Below are 19,643 nucleotides of genomic sequence, written 5' to 3'. Positions count from 1 at the left end.
ACCAGTATAGCATTTATAAATACTGTGATTAGATTTCTTTTAGATCGATTACTCATCTACAGCTTTTAAACTTAAATCCATACTTCCGGCTGAATGGGTCAGTGCACCAACGGAAATGAAATCAACACCACTTTCGGCTACTTCAGAAATAGTTTTTTCTGTTATGCCTCCTGAGGCTTCAGTAACAACTTTGCCGTCGATTAATTCTACCGCATCTTTTAATTCTGCTGGATTCATATTATCAAGCAGGATAGAATAAATTCCATCATGTTGCAAGACCTGTTTAACCTCATCCAGATTTCTGGTTTCAACTTCAATCTTTAAGTTCAGGCCCTTTTTGCTTAAATAATTTTTTGTTGCAATAATAGCTTCATCGATGCCGCCTGCAAAGTCAATGTGATTATCTTTTAACATGATCATATCGTAAAGACCGAAGCGGTGATTTTTTCCACCACCAATTATGACAGCCCATTTTTCACAAAGCCTGAAGTTGGGAGTCGTTTTCCGGGTATCCAGAAGCTTTGCTTCAGTATGCGATATAAGATCGTTGAGGTCTCTTGTATAAGTTGCAATGCCACTCATTCTTTGCATGCAGTTCAATACCAGCCTCTCAGTGGTTAAGATAGAACGGGCGTTACCTTCAACAGTAAAAGCAATATCGCCTTCCTTTACGGGGGCACCATCATCTACTATTGAGTGTATTATTAAATCGGAGTCAAAATATTTAAAGATCTGCTTTGCCATTTCAATGCCAGCAATAACACCGTTATTTTTAACAATAAGCTGAGCCTTTCCTTTTGCCTCTTTAGGAACACTTGCAAGAGTGCTGTGGTCGCCATTCCCTACATCTTCTTTTAATGCAGCAGAAATAAAGGTATTAATTGATTCTTTGGTAAGGTAATCCATCATTCTTTATTGAATGTCAGGTTAATTACAATATATTCACCATCTATATTCTTCATGCGAATAAGGACAACAAAACTTGTGTCCTCGCATATATATTTTCCTATAGCGTATCGTAATTGGCCTTTGCTGGAAGAGCCCTGGTGACTAACCTGGAAATCCCTGGGAGGATATTTCATAAAAAACTCCTTGAGCACAAACTCCGCCTGATTTTGGGAATATATAGCACTTTCGTTATCAAAATTGATCTCAACGTTGTTACTGAGATATTTTGCCAACTCCCTCGAAGATCCAATTTTAATGGCTTCCTGAATGTTATTTAATGCAGCACCGTTTTGAGCTATCGCATTTGAAGCAGCAAAAAATAACACTAGCCCGTAAAAAAGATGTTTAATTTTAAACATGAAATTTTAAAAATATTGTCATCTTCATAATTCAGCTAAAACTATGCCAGTTAGTTGCAAAAAACAAATAGAACTAAGGAATTTGGCACTATTAAATTAAAATTGCTGAATCCGAATTGCTAAATTTACATTAAAAATAAATATAATCTACTGATATGAGAAAAGTTATCCTGATGATTCTCGATGGCTGGGGACTGGGAACAAATCCTGAAGTGTCTGCAATTGCCAAGGCAAATACACCGTTTATGGATAGTGCATTTGAAAAATATCCACATTCCAAACTGGATGCTTCCGGAATGGCAGTAGGATTACCGGAAGGACAAATGGGTAATTCTGAAGTCGGCCACATGAATATTGGTGCCGGAAGGGTTGTCTATCAGGATTTGGTCAAGATCAACAAATCCATTGAAGAGGGAGAAATTAAGGAAAATGATGTATTAAATGAGGCATACGATTATGCTAAAAAGAATAATAAAAAAGTTCATTTGATCGGCCTTGTTTCTGATGGTGGTGTCCATTCGCACATCAATCATCTGAAAGGGTTAGTAAGTTACGCTGATGAATATGGTCTGAAGGATGTTTTTGTTCATGCATTCACAGATGGTAGAGATACTGATCCAAAAAGTGGACAAGAGTTTATAAAAGAACTTCAGGATCATTTATCAAACACTTCCGGAGAGTTAGCCTCTATTATTGGCAGATATTATGCAATGGACAGAGATAAGCGCTGGGAGCGTGTCAAACTGGCATATGATGCAATGGTGAAGGGTGAAGGGAAAATCAGCAAGGATCCTTTAGCTGCCTTGAAAGAATCATACGATGAGGGAGTAACAGATGAATTTATTAAGCCAATTATAGCTTCTGATGACGGATCTAAAGCCAAGGCAGTTATAGAAGAAGGAGATGTGGTAATTTGTTTTAACTTCCGAACAGATAGAGGCCGTGAGATTACAATGGCTCTTACTCAGCAAGATTTTCCTGAGCAGAATATGCATAAACTTGATTTACACTATGTGACGATGACTCGTTACGACGATACTTTTGAAGGAGTGCGTGTCATCTTTGAAAAGGATAATCTTAGAAAAACACTCGGAGAAACTCTGGCTGACCAGGGTAAAAAACAAATTCGTATCGCAGAAACAGAAAAATATCCTCATGTTACATTTTTCTTTTCTGGTGGCAGAGAAAAGGAATTCGATGGTGAAAAACGAATATTAATTCCTTCTCCAAAAGTAGCAACTTATGACATGCAACCAGAAATGAGTGCACGTGAAATAACTGATGCTATAGTTGAAGAAATCAAGAATGAAGAAACTGACTTTATTTGTCTGAACTTTGCAAACCCGGATATGGTGGGTCATACGGGTGATTTTGACGCAGCAGTGAAAGCATGTGAAACTGTTGATCAATGTGCTAAAGAAGTGGCAGAAGCAGGTCTTGACCATGGTTATGACTCTATAATTATTGCTGACCACGGAAATAGCGATTATATGATCAACGAAGACGGGTCTCCAAATACGGCACATACCACTAACCTGGTACCTTCTATTCATGTGAGTAAATCTCCTGTCAAAATGAAAGATGGTAAACTCGGTGATCTTGCCCCAACAATTTTAACATTGATGGATCTTAATATCCCGGAAGAAATGACCGGTGATGTCTTATTAAAAGAACCTGTAAGTCAGTAATTAAGAAATTAATAAAATCAGAAAGCCCGTTGATCGGGCTTTTTTTATTTTTATTGTAAGTTTGCAACTTATTTGTATCGGCACAGGTTATTAAGGCATGGCAATACGTTTCTTATTATTTGCATTAATATTAACAGTAGTCGGGTGTTCGAAGGAAAAATCGGATACTTACTCTGCTTATAAAGTTCATCCTATTACCCACCAGTTACAGTTGTTGGATTCTTTAAACCGGGAAATTCTCCCCGAAAAAGATCTGAAAGTAACCAAAACAGTTACTTATAATAGTAAGGAGGAAACTGTATTGCTTGAAGAAATTAACTGGAAAAAGGAGCTTGGCTTCCTCTCAGAATTTAAGCCTGAAAAGATTTTTAGAGCTAAAGCAGTTGACTCCACTATTGAGAAGCTGAATAGCGGATTCGAAAAACGAACATATATTGTTACTGACACCTCATATTTTAATTTAAGAAAGTTTGTTGTTGAATTAAAAGGTGACCGGATTACTCACATAGGTGCTGAAATCAGCGATGAAAATATTCTTTATCACACAGAAAAAGTAATTGAATTGGATTTTGATCCTGAGAGTAAAAGACTGAGGAATTACTTTTATTTTGAAGAGAAGGATATGTCTTTAAGAGGCATTAATGAATATAGTATAAAAGCAAGTATTAATAAATAGATGGCGAAGGGTAGATTCAGAGAACCTCTTAAAGAAGGGGAAAAGAGAAAATTAAATAAGAAGAATCTTCGTAAGGTTTACGGAGTATTTAAATATGTACTTCCCTATAAGAAAACTTTCATTTTAGGGATGCTGACGCTTTTTGTTTCATCTAGTGTATTATTGGCTTTACCTTATGTTATCGGTAAGATCGTGGATGAGGCCCAGGGTGTAAATACCTGGTTTGTGAAGGGCATTACAAATCTCGGTTTATTGCTTTTGGGAATACTTTTTGTTCAAAGTATTTTTTCATTTTTAAGAATATATCTGTTTGCAAATTTTAGTGAGCGGGGAATGGCCGATTTAAGAAAGGCTTTATTTTCGAAATTTCTTTCGCTACCGATGAGTTTTTATGATAAAAATCGTGTGGGAGAATTGGTCTCAAGATTAACTGCAGATATTTCTCAGCTCCAGACTACCTTTACAACTACATTAGCAGAGTTTTTCAGACAAATAATAACCTTAGTGGTTGGTACTGTCATCATATTTATAATGACACCACAACTTAGCTTATTTATGCTTGCTACATTTCCGCTTATAATTATCGTAGCAATGATTTTCGGCAAGTTTATCAGAAAAATGTCACGAAAAACACAGGACAAGCTTGCTGCAACTAATATAATTGCAGACGAAAGTATGCATGGTATTCATGCAGTAAAGGCATTCGTGAATGAAAAGTACGAATATTCAAGGTTTGGCAAGTCTGTAAAGGAATTAGTGGGCATTGCAATTAAAACATCAACATACCAGGGACTTTTTGTTTCTTTTATAATTTTCTTTATGATGGGAGGTATAATTGGAGTGATTTGGTATGGTGCCACTCTTGTTCAGGATGGAGTAATAAGCATGGGAGACCTCACTAGTTTTGTTTTCTTTACTGCATTTATGGGAGGATCAATTGCAGGAATCGGGAATATTATACCTCAAATTCAACGATCAGTTGGTGCCTCTGAACGTGTTCTTGAAATCATTGATGAAGAAAGTGAGCCTTCACGAACAGAAGATGAAAATAAGATAACTAAAGAAACCAAGCTTTCAGTTTCATTTGAAAATGTTTCATTCGCTTATCCTACCCGGAAAGAAATGGAGGTTCTGAAAGATGTTAATTTCAGAATCAACCCGGGACAAAAAGTTGCATTGGTAGGGCCGAGTGGTGCAGGAAAGTCAACGATCACTCAACTTATAATGAGGTTTTATAATCCCGATAGTGGAGTGATTTGTGTTGGAGAAACAAATATTCAATCCATCGATCTGGAATCTTACCGGTCTTTGATTGGCGTAGTGCCTCAGGAAGTTATTTTGTTTGGTGGTACAATTAGAGAAAATATCGGCTATGGTAACCCGGAAGCATCAGATGAAGCTATTGTTGAGGCAGCCAAAAAGGCTAATGCATTAGATTTTATTAATTCTTTTCCTGAAGGATTTAACACCCTTGTCGGAGAACGTGGTGTGAAGCTTTCTGGTGGACAAAGACAAAGAATAGCTATAGCAAGAGCGATATTAAAGGACCCTAAACTATTAATACTAGATGAAGCCACCAGTGCTTTAGATGCGGAGTCTGAATATTTAATTCAAGATGCTCTAGAAAAACTAATGGAGAATCGTACAACTATAATTGTAGCCCACAGGTTGGGAACCATTAAAAAGGCTGATAATATTTTTGTTATTGAGAATGGTGTTATAGCAGAAAGTGGTACGCATAAAGAATTAAAACAGAGAGATCAGGGTGTTTATCGAAATCTAGTTCAATTACAGCTTCAAGATTAAAAAAGTCATAAAAAAACATTGATAATTCAATTATTATTGTATCTTGCGAGGATAATCATAATCCATTCTCAGCCAGGAGTTAAATAATTAACAACTTTTTAAGCTAGGTAAGGCCGTGATCGAAGTTGTAAAGATTTTTTATGTTTCAGGAAGTTGATTACACATTAGTAGGGATTTTCTCAGTAGTAATTATTGGGTTTTTAGTAATTGACCTGGGTGTTCTAAACAAGTCATCCCACAAAATAAGTACTAAAAGTGCGCTGTATCAGACTATTTTCTGGGTTATAATATCCCTTATTTTTGGTGTGCTCATATATTTTGAATACAGTACTGAACAATATTCCTCCAAAGAGAATTTCTTCCTTTATTTAACAGCTTATCTTCTCGAAAAGGCCTTGAGCCTTGACAACATTTTTGTTATTCTTTTAATTTTAAGATATTTCAAGGTAAAAGAGAAACATTACCACAGGATCCTGTTCTGGGGTATTCTCGGTGCTTTAATATTTAGAGGTGTATTTATATTTGTAGGTGCAGCCCTTGTTGAGAGGTTCCACTGGATATTATATATTTTTGGGATATTCCTTATTTATTCCGGGGTTAAACTCCTCTTCGAAAACGAGGATGACGAGATTAACCCTGAGAAGAATCCGATAATTAAGTTTACCAGAAAGCACCTTAAAATTACTAAAGGTAATTATGGAGGTAAATTTTATATTATAAGAAATGGAGCATTATTCTTTACTCCTTTATTTCTGGTTTTAATACTTATTGAAACAACAGACCTGATTTTTGCTGTAGATTCTATACCTGCAGCTTTTGCAATTACTACTGATGAGTTTCTTATTTATACCTCGAACATTTTTGCCGTTCTAGGCTTAAGAGCGATGTTTTTCCTCCTGGCGGGTATTCTGGATAAATTCTATCTTTTACAAAAAGGTCTTTCTTTGATTTTGGTATTTATTGGAGTTAAGATGCTACTGACATGGTTTGAAGAGCCCGGAGAAGAACCACTAATAGAGCCGGTAGTTAGTTTTATCATTATTATTGGAACGATGCTCTTATCAGTTGTAATGTCTGTTATTCTTCCAAAGAAATTAGCTAATAAATCCTAATACTTTTTAATTGCCATCACTTTCTATTATTTCTGGAGAACTGCAGCTTTTACAATACAGGTCTCTAAGGTATCTGTCTTCAAGGAGCTGGAAACTAATGCCTCCATTTTTATAAGAATTAAACAACCTGCAAAATAAGGATTTTTCCCTTTGTGAAAATCGCTTCAATAATTCCCTGTATGCAGGACTTCTCATAAAAGCCTCTCTTGTAATTGTAAAGGCAATGTAATCGCTTACCACACCCGGATTGACTCCTTGTTGATATGCATATTCTGAAAGTACATCTATTGCCATTTCACTAAAACCAAAGTACTCCAGAAACCGTGCTGTTTGTTGAGTTTCTTTAGGAGTAAGCTCAGTTTTTTTGAGGGTCATTTCTAATACCTGAAGTATCAGGTCAAGTTCTTTATAATCCTTTTGCTGCTTGGCTCTTTCGGCCATTAGTAAGAATTTGTTTAATCTGATTTTATAATAAGCCTGCTCAACAAGACTATCCGGTACATCATCTAATCGGTTAAAATGTTTTCGTTCTTCTATAGTAGAAAAATTATCACCATGAAATAATAGCTTGCAGGTTAAATTCAGAATGTTGTATTTATACCAATTTGGGAGTTCTCCATAATTTCCGGCTCTTTCAAAATACCACCAGGCCTCTTTTACAGGAATTTCATTTCGAAAATGTGTTGTTAACACTATTTCATTTAGCCATTTATAGGGTTCTCTGGCTTCGTCAAATACCTTTCCCAGAAGGTTTTCAATGGAAATGTTTTTTCTCTTAATGTAATCTAAAATTCCATCGACTTTGCTGGGAGTTGGGGGATACTGAAAAAAGTCTTCAGGAATTTTATCATAATTGTTTATCTCGGTTTCTCGTGGACTGAGGTATAAGTCAACGACAGTAGCTCTGTGATTTTTTAAAATTGGCTCAAAAACTCCACTATTTGCATTGACATAGTTTCGAATGGTTGTTTTAGGCTTTCCAACCAAATAGGCCCATGATGTTTTGCTTATATCTCTGTAAAATTGTGCCCAGTTTTCTTCTGTCAGAATTTCAACTGGAAATCTGTTGTCAGAATAGCCCCTTATGTATCCGGCTACAGACCTTGCCCTGTTAATTTGTAGTATCTTATTTCGCTGCTCACTACCTTCAATAGAAGCAAATCCATAGATAACAACGCTGTCAATATTATTTTGAAAAAGGTTTAGATTAAACAACAGCTTATTTAAAGCGAGTTTGTTAATGCTACTCTTTGCTTTTTCAAATGGAACTGAGAACCTGACTGTGTCTTTACCTGTCCATTTATATTTTTCTGTAAGGAATACCGTATCGTCCTGAACCCTGAAAAATGAAAGGGGAAGTTTCCAGTTAGGTGGAGGTAAATCATAAAACGTATTGTAAAAACAATGATACCCCTTTTGTAAAATAATTAGGTTGTATTCAAGATTATCAGACTCCAGTTTTATATCTCTGGCAGAACCAAGATAGATATAATAATATCCATTATCTCTTTGTTCAATTCTTTCTTTAAGATCATCTTCATAAACCGGTGGAAGCATTATCCCCGATGGAGACTACGTTGTGAGTAACCTACTTTTTCCCCACACTTATAAAGCTCTTTACTAACCACATCAACCACAAGACCATCCTTTGAAGAGGTGATTAACTCCTCAAAAAACCATTCTTTTTCATTGGTTACAAAAAATATGCTATCACCATGGCCTGTCAGGCCATATTCAATAGTGGATGGTAATTGGTTGAGAGTTATAACACAATCTTCACAATATTTTTGATATTTATCTCCGGGGTCATCATAGTAATCCTGGCCATTAATTAAAAATGGCAAAGCAAAAATCAGCCAGATAAATTTGCCAGAATCCATTAATAATTAAATGTTTTTATAACCCGATTGTTTTAACTCATCAGCCGTATTCAATACCTTTTCTTTCAGGCTCGCTTTATATTTATCGAGATTAGCAGCAACTTCATCATCAAAGGTACTTACAATACTTGCAGCAAGAATTCCGGCATTTTTGGCTCCATCTAAAGCGACTGTAGCAACAGGAATTCCACCAGGCATTTGTAAAATAGATAATACCGAATCCCATCCGTCAATTGAATTTCTGGATTTTACCGGAACACCGATAACAGGAAGAGAGGTCATCGAGGCTACCATACCTGGTAAATGAGCTGCACCACCTGCTCCTGCGATTATAGCTTTTAGTCCGCGTTTTCGAGCAGTAGTAGCATAATCAACCATTTTTTCAGGAGTTCTGTGAGCAGAAACAATATCGATCTCAAAACTTACTCCTAACTCTTCTAAAATTTCAGCAGCTTCCTTCATAACAGGAAGATCTGATTTGCTGCCCATTATTATTCCTACCTGACTCATTTGCTTTTAATTTTTACTATTGATTTAATTTTAAGTGCTTTATCTTTTAGTGCTTTAATATCCACATCGGTTACCGTAATATGGCCCATTTTTCTGAATGGTTTAGTGTCTTTTTTTCCGTAAAGATGGAAATGAACTCCTTTGGTAGCGAGAGCATCGTCTAATCCCTCAATTTCAACTTCTCCCGTATACCCTTCTTCACCTAATAGATTGACCATTGCAGAAGGAATCCGAATGTCTGTATCACCCAAAGGCATTCCCAATATAGCTCTGAGGTGCTGTTCGTACTGACTTACTGTGTTCCCTTCAATTGTCTGGTGACCACTATTGTGAGTTCGTGGAGCGATTTCATTTACTAAAACCTCACCATCACTGGTCAGAAACATTTCTACAGCTAATAAACCAGTCATACCCACTTTATCAATAACCTTCATAGCCAGTTTTTCTGCTTTTTTAGAAATCTCTGGTGATATATCTGCCGGTGAAAAAAGATATTCTACAAGGTTTGCCTCAGGGTGAAAAACCAGTTCAACAGGAGGAAATGCTTTAATTTCTCCCTTTGAATTTTTGGCTACGATAACAGCGAGTTCTTTTTCAAAGTCTACAAACTTTTCTAATAAACCAGGTCTGTCAAATCCTTTTTCAATATCAGATTCAGATTTAATTACCTGAACGCCTCTTCCATCATAGCCATCTTTACCGAGCTTATTTACCGCAGGAAGAAAATCAGTATGATTTTTTATTTCGTCTTTGTTATCTATTAGAATAAATGGAGATGTCGGTATGTTATTTTCTTTGTAAAAAGTTTTTTGAATACGCTTATCCTGGATCATTTCGATCGCTTCAGGTTCTGGAAAAACCTGCACTCCTTCGTCTCTTAGTTTTTTAAGTGCTTCAGTATTTACCTTTTCAATTTCAATTGTAACCACGTCACAATTTTTGCCAAAGTTGTAGACGGCATCAAAATCCTGTAAGTCACCTGTGGTAAAAGAGGTAGCAATATTGGCGCAAGGAGCATTTGGTGACGGATCAATTATATGAACATCGATATTGAAATCAATTGCTGACTGGATCAACATTCTTCCCAGCTGTCCTCCGCCTAATACTCCAAGTTTAAATTGTTGGTAAAATTTTTCCACTACTTTAAATTTTAATATAACTAAAACTGCTCAATCTTCGAGTTGAATGCCCATGTTCTTCATTAATGCTTTTGCATTAAAGCTTTCACAAGGACCTTCTTTTAATTTATAGTCAAAATTAATACTCTTTCCGCTTACTTCACTACTGAAATGATAATTACCCATTTCCGGTAAAGATTTTTCCAGGGCACTTAACTGAAGATCGTGTGTTGCGATCAATCCCATAGCGTTAAGCTTTATTAATTGCTTTATCAATGCCAACGAACCCGATACCCGGTCATCTGAATTAGTTCCTTTAAGTATCTCATCCAGTAAATAAAATACCGGCTGGCCTTTTTCAATTTCATCTAATAAAGCCTTAATTCTTAAAAGCTCTGCGTAGAAAGCAGAAATGTGCTCTGTTAACGAATCTTGAGTCCTCATCGATGTAAAAATCTGCATTCTCGAAACGACTAACTTCTCAGCTATAACAGGTGCTCCGCAATAAGCTAAAACCATATTGACGCCTAAAGTTCTTAAAAAAGTGCTTTTCCCGGACATATTGCTGCCAGTGATTAAGCCAATGGCTCCTGTTCCCTCCATAGAAAAATCATTTTTTACAGTTTCTCCTGGTTTTAATAAAGGGTGAGCAGCCTGTTTTATCTCAAGACAGTATTGTTTTTCTGTGATTTCGGCAAAGGAATAAGAACTTTCGCTTTCATAATAAAATCCGGCAAAACTATTAAGCACTTCAAATTCCGTCATCACTTGAAACCATTCAGGAATATGTGACCGGTAATTTTTAAACCACCTGTGTAATCGGATAAAAATAAACAGATCAATATTAAATAGGGCATTAATAATCTGATAGAGCTGATTGCCCCGGTTTTCTAACCAATACCCAATAGAACCTAATTGCTCAAGACTTTTACCTGCTGAGATACTTTGAGAATATAATCGCGTTTTTAATTCTTTATTTAATTCAGATTCAAAGTTCTCAGATTCAATATGCCTGAAGATGTTTTTATATTTATTCAGTTTTGTTGAAAATACTATTGCATCATTAGCTGGCTTGACTGTCTTAGATATGAAAGTGTAGGTAGAAATAATATTGACAATTATATTCAATATTAATAACCTCACATCTGTTATATCCAGAGCTACCAGAATAATATTCGATAGCAAGAGTAGGTTTAGAAATATTTGAATGACCTTTCTGAAGGTCGATATTTTTTCAGTCTTTAAAGATTCACTATCGGGAATTTGATTTTCTTCAATTGATTGCCCCAATACTTCAAACTTTTGCCTCCAATCGACTCTTGGTGCCAGTTCTTTAATAGCTTCCTGCGTATTTGTTATTTTACTATTATCAGTAATTCCATTGGATAGTCTGTGAGCAAGTAATTCAGCACCTTCCTTTGAGGTAGTTCGGTTAATTAAAGAATAAAGACTGTTTTTCCCGAAAATATCCAGATCCTGATGGTAAGGATGCTTAGGGTTAAAAAAATAATCACCACCCGGAATATCAGAAAGCTTTCTTTTCAATCTGGATATTTCCGTTTGATTAATTTCTTTTAATAAAGTTATTGATTGTATTGTGTTTCTTATGAATTGATGATTCTTCAATAAATATCCAAATGCAATTAATGCAATAAATAGCATTATTGAGAAAACAAGCATTTCAGAATTAGAAATAAAATAAACCGATAAACCGATAACTGCTAAAAATGAGATGAGTCTGAGAAATGCTAATCGCTTATCTTTTTTTCTTAATGATTGAAGTTTGGTATCTGCTATTTCAATTTGACTTTTGAAATAACTAAGACTATTATCAAATTTCATTGATCGAATCTTTATTTATTGCGTTAGATAAACCATGAAAGATAGTAAAAAGAAATCCAAAAAGGCTCAAAATAAGTCAAAAGAGGAAGTTTCATCCCAAAAGAAAAACAAAGAGAAAGATCCTAAAGGCTTAGATAATCTGCCTGATGATTTTGATCTTCGTAAGTTAATGGGTTGTGGAGGTTGATCAAATCGATTGAAACACACGCTTAACTCTCTCACTTACATTTGTTAAAATTTCATACGGGATTGTTTTTCCAGCTTCAGCTAATTCTAAAAGCTGTTCGGTTGTCTCAAAAACCACCACTTCATCTCCTTCTTTAATATCTTCAATTGAAGTGACGTCCACCATGGTCATATCCATACAAACATTACCAAAGACAGGAGCTTTGACACCTTTGATATAGACAGAACCGTTTCCCTGAGAAAATATTCTGCTGAAACCATCGGCATAGCCAATAGCAATTGTAGCGATTTTCATGTCTTTCTGTGCCACTCCGGCTCTTCCATATCCTACAGTCTGTCCTTTTTTAATTTCTTTGACTTGTGATACTATTGTTTTTAGTTTGCTGATGGGAAGTAAGTTTTTTTGTTCCATCTCAGTAACTTCAACGCCATATAATCCGATTCCTAGCCGCACCATATCGTATTGAAATTCCGGGAATCTGATTATACCGGCTGAATTGCAAAGATGTCTTATTATACCATGCCCAAGCCCATCTATCAGTACTTCAGACATTTTTCCGAACTGATTATTTTGCTGTTTGCTGAATTCATTATGTGAAAAACTGTCAGCTCCGGCAAGATGACTGAAAGCAGCTGCTACACGAATGTATTTATTAGCAGAAATAATTTCTATTACTTTTTTCAGGTCTTCTGTATTAAACCCGAGTCGATGCATTCCTGTATCCAGTTTTATATGCACTTTAAATGACTTTTTTTCTTCTTTTGTATAAGTGTCAAGCTTTTTAAGAAAAGAGAGACTATAAACCTCTGGCTCAAGGTCATAGCGATGAAGCATATCAAAACTTTCAGGAGAAGGATTCATCACCATTATAGGTAGGTAGATTCCGTTTCTCCTTAAATTAACTCCTTCGTCCGGATAGGCAACAGCCAGATAATCCACACGGTGAAACTGAAGAATTTTACCAATTTCTACTGCCCCACTTCCATAGGCAAGAGCTTTTACCATAACCATAAGTTTTACCCCTGGTTTGATTTTGCTCCTGTAAAAGTTGAGATTGTTGGTAAGTGCTGAAAGGTTGATTTCCAGTGTAGTCCCATGGATTTTTTTCTCTAGTCGCCGTACAATTTTTTCAAGCTGAAATACCCGGCCTCCTTTTACCACAATGAGTGAGTTTTCAATTTCATCCCAGGCAAAATTATTCAGAGCCTCATTAGTATTTTGGAATGAAATTTTCTCTCCGGATTTATAATTTAAATACTGAGTTATTTCAATTCCAATGGCTATTACCATCTCAACTTTGAAAGATTCTAACAAGTTGCTCACCTGTTCATAAAGTTTTTCTTTCGTAGCTGCACTCTGTTGGATATCCGATAGCACGACAATTCTTTTGTCGACATTGGGAAACTGGTTCACCCTGGAAAGAGCTGCTTCCAGGCCAGCCATGTCATTATTATAGGTGTCGTCAATTATAAAAGATTGATTAATGCCTCTTTTAATTGTGAGACGCATATCAACTTCTTTTATTCTGGGTAATTGATTTTTTAAGTAATCACTTTTATAACCCATATCCAGAAGACAAACCAGGCCATGAGTTATATTTTCTAAACCTCCCGGGTCTGTAAATTTTACAGTAAAAATCGATTTCTTTTTATGGTGGTGGATGGTGATGTTTGTAAAATTATCCTCGGTCTTATCATAGGCTACAAAATAATTACTGCTTTCATCTATAGCTGACCAACCGTTTAATTTTGATTTGTCATAATTAATTAATGCATTATGAATTATTTCATGATCCTTGCAATAGGTTATCCGTTCACAGTTTTGAAATAAAATAGCCTTTTCAGCAGCTTTTTGATCTATAGAATGAAAGTTACTTTCATGAGCAGAGCCTATATTAGAAAAAATACCATGGGTTGGTTTAATTACTTTTTCCAATTTTTTCATTTCCCCGGGTTGACTAATTCCAGCTTCAAAAATACCAACAGTATGAAATGATTCTATTCCCCAAACTGATATCGGTACACCAATCTGAGAGTTATAACTCATGGGACTCTGTATTACTTTTTCTGAATCATAGAGTAATTGAGAGATCCATTCTTTAATAATTGTTTTTCCATTGCTCCCGGTAATAGCTATAATAGGTGATTTAGTTAATGATCTTTTATAAGATGCAAGATCTTGTAATGCTTTTATTGAGCTATCTACAAGACAAACATTAAAATCATTACTCTCGAAATGCTTTATAGCAGTTTTATCCTCAATAATAAATTGATTAATTCCATTGTTAATCATTGAAGGTATATAGTCATGACCATCATGATTGTTCCCTTTTATTGCAAAAAAAACAGATTCGGAATGTATTATTGGCCTGCGACTATCAGTAATTAAATATTTCACACTTCTTTGTTCAATGTCTAATTTGAGAATTTTACCATCAGTAATTTTCTCAAGGTTAGAAAAGGGAATATTATTCTCGTTATTATTGATATCAGGCATTCAATCGAAAATTTTAGATTATTAGCGAGTAAAATTTCAATATTTCACTTTAAAATTGCACAATGTTTGTTAATTTTAAACATGCACAAATCTATAAAGCCAAAATTATTAGTTGTATTTGCTGTGGTTTTGATTCTTGCAGGGGCAAGAATTAATACCAACCAATTGTTTGCGAAAGAACTTTCAAACACAACCATCGAATCTATCCATTTAAAATCTGATAGCTTATATCAGCAAGTGGAGAGTACCGATAAGAATACTTCAAATGAAGTAACAGATAAACAAAAAGCTGTTGAAGCTAAAAAGAAATTAAAGGAAAATAGTGAAGAAGAAGTGTCTCCACTTTCTTATAATTTCTTTTTAAATGTCCTTTCAAAAATTAAATTGTCAGAATATATTGATATCAGTTTTGATTTTGATTTTTCATTTTAATCAAAACTAATTTCTACCTGGTTTCTGATCAGGTCATCAAATGTTTCTCTCTTCCTAATCAAATTTGCCTTCCCATTGTAAACCATTACTTCGGGAGGTCTGAATCTTGAGTTATAATTGGAAGACATTGAAAAGCTGTATGCACCGGCATTTTTTATAGCCAGGATATCTCCCTCTTTTACTTCATTAAGTGCCCGGTCCCATCCAAGAGTATCAGTTTCACAAATGTATCCTACCACAGAATATACTCTTTTTGTTCCCTCAGGATTAGATACATTAATGATGTCATGATAAGCATCATACATCATAGGTCGTAGCAAATGATTCATCCCGCTGTCTACTCCAACAAAAGCAGTAGCAGGTGTGGTTTTTATCACATTGGTTTTTACGAACAGAAACCCTGATTCACTAACAAGATATTTACCCGGTTCAAACCATATTTCTGGCTTGCTACCATATTCTTCGGCAAATTTGTCGATTGCATCACCGAGTTTTTTCCCTAAAAGAAAAACATCAGTGGTTACATCTCCATCACGGTAACCGACTTTAAATCCACTTCCAAAATCAAGAAATTCCAGATTTTTAAATTCTTTAGCTATATCGAACACTACCTGGGCGCCTCGTAAAAATACTTCAGCATCGAGGATATCTGATCCGGTATGCATATGGACACCATTTACTCTGATATTATGAGTTTCAACTATTCTATACAGATGCCTGGTTTGAAGTATTGAAATACCGAATTTAGAGTCAATATGTCCGACGGAGATTTTTGCGTTTCCGCCAGCCATAATATGTGGATTAATTCTAACACAGATAGGCACACTATCACCGTATTCATGACCAAATTGCTCGAGAAGGGGTATGTTGTCAATATTAATCTGTACCCCAAGGTCAACTGCTTCCCTTATTTCATCAAATGAAACGCAATTCGGGGTCAACATTATATCAGAAGGATCAAACCCTGCTTTAACTCCTAGATGTGCTTCCTGAATAGATACTACATCAAGACCAGCCCCAAGCTTCTTGATGTATTTTAATACATTGATATTTGTCAGAGCTTTTGCCGCATATTTAATCTTTACAGGTTGTCCACTAAAAGCACTTTTTAGTGAATCATACCTTTCTTTGATTTTTTCCGAATCATATACGTAAACTGGCGTTCCAAATTCTTCGCAGATGTCCAAAACATCAATGCCCTGAATTTGGTAGGTGTTATTTTTTAATTGCATCTGATCAAATTTTTTTGCAAAAATACATCGATAGACCCTAATAAAACAAACTCAACTTTGAATAGATGGTTTATTAAAGGAAATGGTTTTTGGCTTTAAACAACCTTTTAACCATTTTGCTCATTCTTTCAATGCGGGTTAAATATTGTTAAATGGATAAAACAGTGATTTTAAGGGCTTAATTTTAAAATCAATTGCTCTGTTCAGGGGATAACTCCGGTGCAGATAAATTCGTTTTGGTAATTGAAGGAATGAAGAAGAGAAGAACATTAATAGTTATTATCCTGCTGATGAGTATAGCACTGTCTGCATTAATTGCATTTCAGTTATACTGGATCAAAAATTCGTTATCGATCAATGAGCAGCGGTTTGACCAGGAAGTACAGGAGGCATTGAATAATGTTGCCGAGAAATTGGAGCAACAGGAAATGTTATATAATGCCTATACCGGCCTTGATTATTCGATAAAATTCTTTTTATCCGGAGAAACCGATTCTTTTACAATTGCTCCTTTACCAAAGGCGGAGATAAAGTTTCCCGAAAAGAATAAAACGTTTGGATCTATCAAGGGCCAGCCAAGCTTTGAGTATTCCTTTAGTGATGGAACCGGCTCATTTAATCTTGAAATGGAGAAAGAGGTTTTCCTTAATAGAAATGATGATGAAGCCACTCTCAAGAAAGAAATTCTCAATTTCTATGATCAATTTGACAGCTTAAAAAATAAAGTTCAGGATTACGACATTAAACTGGCAAGAGCACTAAATAAATCAGATATGGTCAAGGTTGTTTTAAATGAACTTTTTTACGGCAAAAGGACAATAACTAACAGGATAAAGCCTGAAGAACTTGATAGTCTTTTAGCTGCAGAGCTTCGTAACAATGGCATAGATCTGAATTATGAATATGGTGTTTCTAATATTTCCCAGGATACACTCATGTTTGCACATACCTCAAACAGGGAAAATTTACTTGAATCGAATTTTAAGACTAAACTGTTTCCTAATGACATTATAGGGAAAGCTAGTTTTCTATATCTTTATTTTCCTAACGAAACAGGCTATCTATTGAAGCAAAGCGCAATTACATTGGGATCATCCGGCGTTTTGATATTTATAATCCTGATTTGTTTCGGATATGCCTTGTTTATAATTATCAGGCAGAAGAAGATCAGTGAGATCAAGAATGATTTTATCAACAACATGACTCATGAGTTCAAGACACCAATTGCTACTGTTTCTCTTGCATGTGAAGCGCTCCAGGACCCTGAAATAAGAAAGATCCCTGAATTTCACGATCGATATCTGAGAATTATAAAGGATGAAAACAATCGATTAGGGACACAGGTCGAAAAGGTTTTGCAGATGGCGACCCTGGAGAAAGAAGACATTAAGCTCAAGAAAGATATTGTGGATGTTGAGGAGGTTATTTCGAAAGCACTGGATAATATCAATCTCCAGGTAGAGAAAAAGAAAGGTAATATTGAACTTGCTCTCAAAGCAAATGAGCACAAAGTTTATGCTGATAAAGTTCATTTAACTAATATTATTCACAACTTGTTGGATAACGCTAATAAATATTCACCTGCCAAACCTAAAATTTCTATTCAAACTTATAATTTGAATGGAGATGTGAGAATAAAAGTTTCTGACAATGGTATTGGTATGACCAGGGATACAATAGATAAAATATTTGAAAAATTTTACCGGGTTCCTACTGGCAACCTTCATGATGTAAAAGGTTTTGGTTTAGGATTAACCTATGTTAAAACCATGGTTAATGCACATGGCGGTAATATTATAGTAAAAAGTGAACCAGGAAAAGGAAGTACATTTGAAATAAGTTTACCACTATACAATGAGCAAATATAAATTACTTATCGTTGAGGATGATCCGAATTTAGGGCAGATCCTGAAAGAATATCTGGAAATCAAGGGTTTTGAAACTGACTTGTGCAGGGATGGAGAAGAGGGTTTAGAAGCCTATAAAAAGGAAGAGTATCATGCTTGTTTATTTGACATCATGATGCCAAAAATGGACGGGTTTACTCTGTTGGAAAAGATCCGAAAAATTGACAGAGATATTCCAGTGATATTTTTGACTGCAAAATCAATGAAAGAGGATACTCTTCATGGTTTAAGGATTGGTGCTGATGATTATATCACTAAGCCTTTTAGTATGGAAGAACTGTTGTTGAGACTTAATAATATTTTAAAAAGAAGCGGGGCATCTGAAATTGATTCGAGTTCAGAAGAAATGAAATTCGGAGATTTCGAATTCGACTATACCCAACGGATGCTAAACTTTAAGGGAAATACAACCAAGCTTACCACTAAAGAAGCTGAACTCTTAAAATTACTTGTTCAAAATAAAAATAAGACTTTAGACAGAAGTGTAGCGTTGAACAGAATATGGAAAGATGATTCCTATTTTAATGCCCGAAGTATGGATGTTTATATTGCTAAACTTCGTAAAATGCTTAAGCCAGACGATACAGTTCAGATTCTAACTGTTCATGGAGAGGGGTTTAAATTGATAGAATTGAAAGAATAGAGCAGAAAAAAAGAAAATCTTTTAAGGAGATATCCGAATAAATGTTAGTTTTGTAAGATATAAAACTGACATTATGATAAAAATTATTCCTTCAATATCGGTTATTAAAGGAAAGACAATTCGCCTGCAGCAGGGTAATTTTGACAAAAAAAGAGAATATGAGGCTTCTCCTTTGGATGTAGCCAAGCAATTTGAAGATGCCGGGTTGGATACAATTCACCTTGTAGATCTTGAAGGTGCTCAAAAAGGAACCCCGGTTAATTATGATACTCTGGAGCTAATAGCTTCTTACACAGATCTAAAAGTGAATTTTAGTGGAGGATTACACACTGATGGTGATGTAACTAAAGCTTTTGAGTACGGTGCTGTTTCTATTACTGCTGCGACGATTGCTGTTCTAAGGCCTGACCTATTTGCTCAATGGATAATCAGCTACGGAAGAGAGAAAATCATAATGGGTGCTGATGCACTTAAAGGTAAAATAGCAATCAGAGGATGGCAGACCAGCACCAAAACTGATCTCATCGAGCATATTGATTATTTTTATCGCCATAGTTTAAAGTATGTTAAGACAACAGATATTGCCAAAGATGGTATTTTAGAAGGACCATCAATACACCTTTATGAAAAAATACTTGAGCAGTTTCCTGATCTTAAGCTATTTGCTTCAGGTGGTGTTCGTTCAGTTGATGATATTCAAAAGCTTGAAGATATTGGGGTTTATGGTGTGTTCTTTGGAAAAGCTTTTTATGAGGACAGACTTAAATTAAAAGATCTTGAGAAATTTATATCCCGAAAAGTATAAAG

At 35.3% G+C, this 19,643-nt stretch carries 18 protein-coding genes; 9 read left to right on the top strand and 9 right to left on the bottom strand.

The annotated features are described in order from the left end of the window. Nucleotides 1-48: 48 nt before the first annotated feature. Both nadC and DCC35_RS00995 read right to left on the bottom strand, forming a co-directional pair. Nucleotides 49-909 (bottom strand): carboxylating nicotinate-nucleotide diphosphorylase, encoded by an 861-nt coding sequence (gene nadC, locus DCC35_RS01000; protein WP_137089026.1) that lies wholly within the window; start codon nucleotides 907-909, stop codon nucleotides 49-51. Then, complete coding sequence (locus DCC35_RS00995; RefSeq protein ID WP_137089025.1) at nucleotides 906-1,307, bottom strand: DUF4783 domain-containing protein; 402 nt, start codon at nucleotides 1,305-1,307, stop codon at nucleotides 906-908. The genes nadC and DCC35_RS00995 overlap by 4 nt, the downstream gene beginning before the upstream one ends. 155 nt (nucleotides 1,308-1,462) lie before the next feature. On the opposite strand from DCC35_RS00995, the gene gpmI reads away from it, so the two are divergent. From gpmI to DCC35_RS00975, 4 genes are all read left to right on the top strand, one after another. After that, entirely contained in the window at nucleotides 1,463-2,995 is a 1,533-nt protein-coding gene (gene gpmI, locus DCC35_RS00990) for a 2,3-bisphosphoglycerate-independent phosphoglycerate mutase (protein WP_137089024.1), read from the top strand. A gap of 97 nt (nucleotides 2,996-3,092) precedes the next feature. Next, nucleotides 3,093-3,671, top strand: coding sequence for a hypothetical protein (locus DCC35_RS00985; RefSeq protein ID WP_137089023.1), 579 nt, complete (start codon nucleotides 3,093-3,095; stop codon nucleotides 3,669-3,671). Continuing rightward, nucleotides 3,672-5,477, top strand: a complete 1,806-nt coding sequence (locus tag DCC35_RS00980) for an ABC transporter ATP-binding protein (RefSeq protein WP_137089022.1) — start codon at nucleotides 3,672-3,674, stop codon at nucleotides 5,475-5,477. 140 nt (nucleotides 5,478-5,617) lie between these two features. Continuing rightward, entirely contained in the window at nucleotides 5,618-6,589 is a 972-nt protein-coding gene (locus DCC35_RS00975; RefSeq protein WP_137089021.1) for a TerC family protein, read from the top strand. Between the two features lie 6 nt (nucleotides 6,590-6,595). Here the strand turns inward: DCC35_RS00975 and DCC35_RS00970 are convergent, their stop codons facing one another. Genes DCC35_RS00970 through DCC35_RS00950 form a run of 5 tightly spaced genes read right to left on the bottom strand, consistent with a single transcriptional unit; the run spans nucleotide 6,596 to nucleotide 11,939 of the window. Further along, nucleotides 6,596-8,146, bottom strand: a complete 1,551-nt coding sequence (locus DCC35_RS00970) for a hypothetical protein (RefSeq protein WP_137089020.1) — start codon at nucleotides 8,144-8,146, stop codon at nucleotides 6,596-6,598. Next, nucleotides 8,146-8,469 (bottom strand): hypothetical protein, encoded by a 324-nt coding sequence (locus DCC35_RS00965; protein WP_137089019.1) that lies wholly within the window; start codon nucleotides 8,467-8,469, stop codon nucleotides 8,146-8,148. The genes DCC35_RS00970 and DCC35_RS00965 overlap by 1 nt, the downstream gene beginning before the upstream one ends. A 6-nt stretch (nucleotides 8,470-8,475) precedes the next feature. Then, nucleotides 8,476-8,979 (bottom strand): 5-(carboxyamino)imidazole ribonucleotide mutase, encoded by a 504-nt coding sequence (purE, locus tag DCC35_RS00960; RefSeq protein WP_137089018.1) that lies wholly within the window; start codon nucleotides 8,977-8,979, stop codon nucleotides 8,476-8,478. Then, the gene (locus DCC35_RS00955) at nucleotides 8,976-10,118 is read right to left on the bottom strand and encodes a 5-(carboxyamino)imidazole ribonucleotide synthase (protein WP_137089017.1); all 1,143 of its coding nucleotides are present in this window, start codon (nucleotides 10,116-10,118) and stop codon (nucleotides 8,976-8,978) included. The genes purE and DCC35_RS00955 overlap by 4 nt, the downstream gene beginning before the upstream one ends. A gap of 30 nt (nucleotides 10,119-10,148) precedes the next feature. Next, entirely contained in the window at nucleotides 10,149-11,939 is a 1,791-nt protein-coding gene (locus DCC35_RS00950; RefSeq protein WP_137089016.1) for a MutS-related protein, read from the bottom strand. Between the two features lie 34 nt (nucleotides 11,940-11,973). On the opposite strand from DCC35_RS00950, the gene DCC35_RS20525 reads away from it, so the two are divergent. After that, complete coding sequence (locus DCC35_RS20525; protein WP_175402673.1) at nucleotides 11,974-12,126, top strand: hypothetical protein; 153 nt, start codon at nucleotides 11,974-11,976, stop codon at nucleotides 12,124-12,126. Here DCC35_RS20525 and DCC35_RS00945 read toward each other — a convergent pair whose 3' ends face one another. Next, a complete protein-coding gene (locus DCC35_RS00945) occupies nucleotides 12,127-14,622 on the bottom strand; it encodes a bifunctional UDP-N-acetylmuramoyl-tripeptide:D-alanyl-D-alanine ligase/alanine racemase (protein ID WP_137089015.1) in 2,496 nt (831 codons plus the stop codon). An 81-nt stretch (nucleotides 14,623-14,703) separates the two neighbouring features. On the opposite strand from DCC35_RS00945, the gene DCC35_RS00940 reads away from it, so the two are divergent. Further along, a complete protein-coding gene (locus DCC35_RS00940) occupies nucleotides 14,704-15,054 on the top strand; it encodes a hypothetical protein (protein WP_137089014.1) in 351 nt (116 codons plus the stop codon). Here the strand turns inward: DCC35_RS00940 and lysA are convergent. Then, on the bottom strand, nucleotides 15,051-16,286 hold the full coding sequence (gene lysA / locus DCC35_RS00935) for a diaminopimelate decarboxylase (protein ID WP_137089013.1): 1,236 nt from the start codon (nucleotides 16,284-16,286) through the stop codon (nucleotides 15,051-15,053). The genes DCC35_RS00940 and lysA overlap by 4 nt on opposite strands. A gap of 194 nt (nucleotides 16,287-16,480) precedes the next feature. Here lysA and DCC35_RS00930 point away from each other — a divergent pair, with 194 nt between their 5' ends. The 3 genes from DCC35_RS00930 (at nucleotide 16,481) to DCC35_RS00920 (ending at nucleotide 19,641) form a co-directional block, all read left to right on the top strand. Beyond that, nucleotides 16,481-18,154 carry a sensor histidine kinase gene (locus DCC35_RS00930; RefSeq protein WP_137089012.1) on the top strand — a complete coding sequence of 558 codons (1,674 nt, stop codon included), beginning with the start codon at nucleotides 16,481-16,483 and terminating at the stop codon, nucleotides 18,152-18,154. Next, nucleotides 18,141-18,836 carry a response regulator transcription factor gene (locus tag DCC35_RS00925; protein ID WP_137089011.1) on the top strand — a complete coding sequence of 232 codons (696 nt, stop codon included), beginning with the start codon at nucleotides 18,141-18,143 and terminating at the stop codon, nucleotides 18,834-18,836. The genes DCC35_RS00930 and DCC35_RS00925 overlap by 14 nt, the downstream gene beginning before the upstream one ends. Nucleotides 18,837-18,909: 73 nt before the next feature. Next, the gene (locus tag DCC35_RS00920; protein ID WP_137089010.1) at nucleotides 18,910-19,641 is read left to right on the top strand and encodes a 1-(5-phosphoribosyl)-5-[(5-phosphoribosylamino)methylideneamino]imidazole-4-carboxamide isomerase; all 732 of its coding nucleotides are present in this window, start codon (nucleotides 18,910-18,912) and stop codon (nucleotides 19,639-19,641) included. Nucleotides 19,642-19,643: the final 2 nt, after the last annotated feature.

The organism is Mangrovivirga cuniculi (assembly GCF_005166025.1).
Taxonomy (GTDB): domain Bacteria; phylum Bacteroidota; class Bacteroidia; order Cytophagales; family Cyclobacteriaceae; genus Mangrovivirga; species Mangrovivirga cuniculi.
Note: the sequence above shows the minus strand (reverse complement) of the source record. Positions and strands in the feature narration are given on the sequence as shown.